General features: G+C 38.2%; 6 protein-coding genes. 4 read left to right on the top strand and 2 right to left on the bottom strand.

The annotated features are described in order from the left end of the window. Together U9O96_06385 and U9O96_06380 are read left to right on the top strand one after the other, a co-directional pair. Window positions 1-535, top strand: a 535-nt coding sequence (locus U9O96_06385; GenBank protein MEA2054718.1) for a hypothetical protein, incomplete at its 5' end; no start/stop codon positions are given. A 102-nt stretch (window positions 536-637) separates the two neighbouring features. Further along, window positions 638-1,390 (top strand): hypothetical protein, encoded by a 753-nt coding sequence (locus U9O96_06380; GenBank protein MEA2054717.1) that lies wholly within the window; start codon window positions 638-640, stop codon window positions 1,388-1,390. Between the two features lie 36 nt (window positions 1,391-1,426). Here the strand turns inward: U9O96_06380 and nth are convergent, their stop codons facing one another. Further along, the gene (gene nth, locus U9O96_06375) at window positions 1,427-2,056 is read right to left on the bottom strand and encodes an endonuclease III (GenBank protein MEA2054716.1); all 630 of its coding nucleotides are present in this window, start codon (window positions 2,054-2,056) and stop codon (window positions 1,427-1,429) included. 1 nt (window position 2,057) lies between these two features. After that, window positions 2,058-2,417 (bottom strand): DNA polymerase ligase N-terminal domain-containing protein, encoded by a 360-nt coding sequence (locus U9O96_06370; GenBank protein MEA2054715.1) that lies wholly within the window; start codon window positions 2,415-2,417, stop codon window positions 2,058-2,060. A 148-nt stretch (window positions 2,418-2,565) separates the two neighbouring features. Between U9O96_06370 and polX the strand changes: the two genes are divergently transcribed. Continuing rightward, the gene (gene polX / locus U9O96_06365; protein MEA2054714.1) at window positions 2,566-4,269 is read left to right on the top strand and encodes a DNA polymerase/3'-5' exonuclease PolX; all 1,704 of its coding nucleotides are present in this window, start codon (window positions 2,566-2,568) and stop codon (window positions 4,267-4,269) included. Between the two features lie 84 nt (window positions 4,270-4,353). Beyond that, window positions 4,354-4,734, top strand: a complete 381-nt coding sequence (locus U9O96_06360; protein ID MEA2054713.1) for a hypothetical protein — start codon at window positions 4,354-4,356, stop codon at window positions 4,732-4,734. Window positions 4,735-5,041 lie beyond the last annotated feature (307 nt).

Here is a 5,041-nt window from a genome sequence, read left to right as displayed (position 1 = left end):
AGGTAATGGAGGATTCATCGTTGTTGGGGTTACCGCACCACTATCAGGAGATACATGGGATGCTTGGCTTTTGAAAGTAGATGCTAATGGAAATGAAATATGGAATAAAAGTTTTGGAGGAATGGGAAATGATGAGGCGTATAGTGTAATTGAATTGAAAGAGGGATATATGATTGTGGGAAGTACACAACATTGGAGTGAGATGGATTATGATTTCTGGTTAATAAAGACAGACCGAAATGGAAATGAAATATGGAATAAAAGTTTTGGAGGAAAGGGGGATGATATTGCAGAAAAAATTATACAAACCAATGATGGGGGATATGCAATAGTAGGATATACATATTCATTCAATACCCTAGGTGATCCAGATATATTGGTAGTAAAAACAGATGGAAAAGGGGAGTTACAGTGGTATAAGGTTCTTGGAGGAAATAAAACAGAGTTTGGAGATGACATAATAGAAATAGAGGATGGGTATTTAATTTCAGGAATAACTTATTCCTATACAACTTATGGAGGGTGGGATACCTGACTTGTCAAAATAGATAAGGACGGAAATGAGGTATGGAACAAAACGTATGGATGGTGGGATTTTGAATACAATGCTTATGTAATTGGAATAGATGATGGATATATGATCGCTGGTTATACTTTGTCTACTCCCACAGAGTGGGGTGATGCATATCTCATTAAAGTGGATAAGGATGGAAATGAGATATGGAGCGAAAAATATGGTGGACAAGACAGCGATCATGTATATGATTTCAAAAAAACAGAAGAGGGATATATCCTGGCTGGAGGCACACATACATATAGCGTCGGAGACTTTGATGCATGGCTTTTGAAAGTAGACGCTAATGGAAATGAAATATGGAATAAAAGTTTTGGAGGAATGGGAGCAGATGGAGTATTTTCGGTGGCGATATTAAATGGTAGCTATGTGATGGCTGGAGATACAGAAACAAAGTTTTTTTCAGAACACAGGATAGTGGCTTGGCTTATAAAATGCGAAGATTATTTCCCCCCAGAAATAAAAATAGTTAGACCAAAAGAAAATTATCTCTATATATTTGATAGAGAAATAATGCCATACGACAAAACAATGGCAATAAGGGGAGTTACTGTAGTTGTTGACTCAAATGATTCAGCTAAAATAGATAGGGTGGGATTTTATTTCACTGGCTATAATGTTTATGAGTACGAGCCACGTGCAGTGGTATACAATCCTCCTTACGAATGGAAATGCAGGAGATTTGGGGTTGGGTTACCGGGTGTAATAACTGCAGGGGCATACTATGGAAATGCAGGAGCAGCGGCAGTAGATAAAATAGATGTGAATATTATCAATTTAGTGCCTTCTGCTTCTGCGTTTTATCTTGGAAGTTGAGCTTGTGGTAGATGTTATCAAGCTTCTTTTGTAAAATTATCCTTGTCCGGCATTATGTTTGTGATAATCACATTTTTCCCTCAAAACGCATTTCTCGCATAACGGATTCCTTGCCCTGCAGATTCTTCTTCCATGGGCTATCAGAAGATTGGACAGATCAAACCATTTCTCCTTTTGAAAGCTGTTCATCAAATCCCTCTCGATTTTTTCCCTTCTCTTTTCCCCCGTGAGCCCCAATCTCTGTGACAGCCGCATTACATGTGTGTCCACTGTAACGCCTTCATTTTTTCCAAATGCATTTGAAAGAACAACATTTGCCGTTTTTCTGTTAACACCCGGCAATTCCACAAGTTTTTCCATGGAATCAGGGATTTTTCCTCCGTATTTTTTTACCACAAGGATGCAGGATTCTTTGATATATCGGGCTTTATTCCTGTAAAAATTCACGCTTTTTATCGCCTCGCGAAGTTCATCAATGTCGGCAGTGGCATAATCATTTGCATTCTTAAATTTTGAAAATAAATTCTCCGTAACTATATTCACCCTCTTATCCATTGTCTGGGCGGAAAGTATGGTCGCCACAAGCAATTCAAGGGGGTTAGAGTGATTGAGTGCGGTTCTTTTTATGTCCGGATATTCCTTTCTCAATATATCAACAATGTCCATTTTATCGCCTAAAAATCAGCCATCTCTTCTCTCTTATCTTTTCCATGCAGTATTCTCCCTGAATTTTTTTCCCTTTCAATCGAAAAACAATTTTGTCTTTCTCGTATTCTTCCATTTCGTACACACCAGAATCCCATATTTTTATCATACCCGCGCCATATGTCCCTTCAGGAATTTCGCCTTCAAAAGTTGCATAACTCATTTCGTGGTTTTCTGTTTCCATTGCAAGCCTTTTTATTCCTATTTTTTCCGGCAGCCCTTTGGGAATGGCCCAGCTTTTCAGAGTGCCGTGCATTTCAAGCCGCAGGTCATAATGAAAGTGAGACGAGTAGTGTTTTTGTATTACGAAAATATTTCCCATCTTCCTCCTAAACCAAAAATCATATAATAAAGATTTTGTTGAATATATATGGAGAGATGTCCTAAATGCGGATATATGAGGGATAAACGATATCCATGTCCGAGATGTGGTTATGATGAAATTTTCAGAATCCAATGGTAGGTAGGCCATGAAAAATAAGGAGATAGCGGAAATATTATACAAGATAGCAAACTTCCTGGAAATAAAGGATGTGCAGTTCAAGCCACGTGCATATAGGAAGGCGGCACAGAATATAGAGTCTCTGCCGGAGGACATAGAGAAAATATATAAAAGGGGGGAGTTGGAAAAAATACCTGGCGTTGGGAAAAATATAGCTGAGAAAATAAGAGAGTTACTGGAGACGGGCTCATTAAAATATTATGAGAAATTGAAGGAGGAAATACCTGTTGACATAGATGGATTGTCCTCTGTTGAAGGCATGGGGCCGAAAACAATAAAAAATTTATACAAGGAGTTGGGAATAAAAAATTTGGATGAACTTGAGAAGGCCCTAAGAGACGGAAAAATACGAAATATAAAAGGGATGGGAGAAAAAACGGAAGAAAAATTACTTAAAAATATAGAATTTGCAAGAGGAAAAGGGAAAAGGGGTTTATTGGGCTTTATTCTTCCCGAAGCAACAGCAATAAAAGAATTGCTTGAAGAAAAAGTTGATAAAATAAGTATCGCCGGTTCTATAAGAAGGATGAAGGAGACGATAGGGGATGTAGATATACTGGCAGTTTCTTCCCAACCCGTAAAAATAATGGATTTTTTTACAGGTATGAAAAATGTGGAAACGGTGATTGCTAAAGGCGAGACAAAATCTTCCGTCCGCCTTGAAAGTGGTGTACAGGTGGACTTGAGGATTGTCGAGAAGGAAAGTTTCGGTTCGGCCCTGCAGTATTTTACTGGGAGCAAGGAGCACAATATAGAAGTGAGAAAAATTGCAGTCAAAAAGGGTTATAAATTAAATGAATACGGGCTTTTTGATAAACAGAGGAGAATCGCAGGAGCAACTGAGGAGGAGATATACAGAGCGCTTGGAATAGATTACATACCCCCCGAGTTAAGGGAAAACAGGGGGGAAGTGGAAGCTGCAATGAGGGGAAATCTTCCTAATCTTATTGATTACAAGGACATAAAAGGCGATTTACAGATGCATACAAAATGGAGCGATGGGGCAAATACAATAGAAGAGATGGTGGATGAAGCGAGAAAAATAGGGCATGAATTTATTGCCATAACTGATCATGTGGGAACGCTGAAGATAGCTGGAGGGATGGATGAAAATAAAATTAGAGAGCAGATGAAGGATGTTGAAAAAATAAATGAGAAAAATGACGGCATCCATGTGCTTTACGGGGTGGAAGTAAATATTATGAAAGATGGCAATCTCGATATGGATAAAAGTATATTGAAAGATGTTGATGTTGTTGTAGCAGGTATTCATTCCAGCTTTAGAATGCTCGAAGGGGAAATGACTGCCCGGTTGATAAATGCAATAGAAAATGATGTTGTCAACATAATAGCCCATCCAACGGGGCGTATGATTCAAAAGAGAGAAGAAATAAAACTTGATTTGGAAAAAATGCTTGATGCAGCCAAAGAAAATGATGTTGTAATGGAGATAAATGCTCAGCCAACCAGACTGGATCTTAGCGATATACATTCGAAAAAGGCGGTTGAAAGGGGAGTGAAATTGTCAATAGGAACTGACGCACATAACCGGAGTAATCTCCATTACATAGATCTTGGGGTTGCAGTTGCCAGAAGGGGATGGGCAGAAAAAAAGGATGTGATAAACACTTACGATATCAAAAAATTGGAAAAATTGTTTGAGAAACATTAGCATTGCCATTCATAACTTGGCAAAGTCATAGACAAATAATTTTATAAATTACTGGCCAATTTAGTAGTGCGGAGGCAAAAAAGTATGAGAAAAGTGATATGGAAAAAAAGTTTATTTTGTTTGATGATTGCTATGCTTTTTATTTTGCCCGCTGCAGGGTCATCAGTAAAAAGTATGAATGTGAAAAATCTTCTTCATATCTCGGGTGATGGAGAAAAATGGATGAAAACCTTTGGAGGAAGAGAAACTGATTCTTGCTTATCCGTAGAACAGACCTCTGATGGAGGATACATTCTTGCTGGGTATACTTACTCGTATGGTGCCGGTAAATCCGATATCTGGCTAATAAAGACAGATGCTTATGGCAATGAGGAATGGAATAAAACATTTGGTGGAGAGGAAAGTGATGACAGCTATGCAGTTAATGCTACTTTGTTAGTTGATGACCATTTCTCTGGAAATTGAGCAGTATATTTCAGTTTGTTATCCAGAGCATATACAATTCATTAATATGGTTGACCAAAAATCATCAAATGAAACTATTTTTTACATGTAGGTCATAAATTCCTGTAAAACGACAGCATTTTACCTATGAATCACTCTCCCATTTTAGCGTGGAGTATAATAATCCAGCATTTGGATATTTAATCCGGAATAAGAAACGGTATATCCTTTAGAACAGCATCTGCTTCTTCTGGAGTAATCTTTAGTCTGCGTTCGAGTACTCTCCTGACATAGATACGCAGCATCTCCCTTCGCACCTGTGGTAATG

The sequence above is a fragment of the Candidatus Thermoplasmatota archaeon genome, assembly GCA_034660695.1.
In the GTDB taxonomy this organism is placed as follows: Archaea; Thermoplasmatota; E2; order UBA202; family DSCA01; genus JAYEJS01.
Note: the sequence above shows the minus strand (reverse complement) of the source record. Positions and strands in the feature narration are given on the sequence as shown.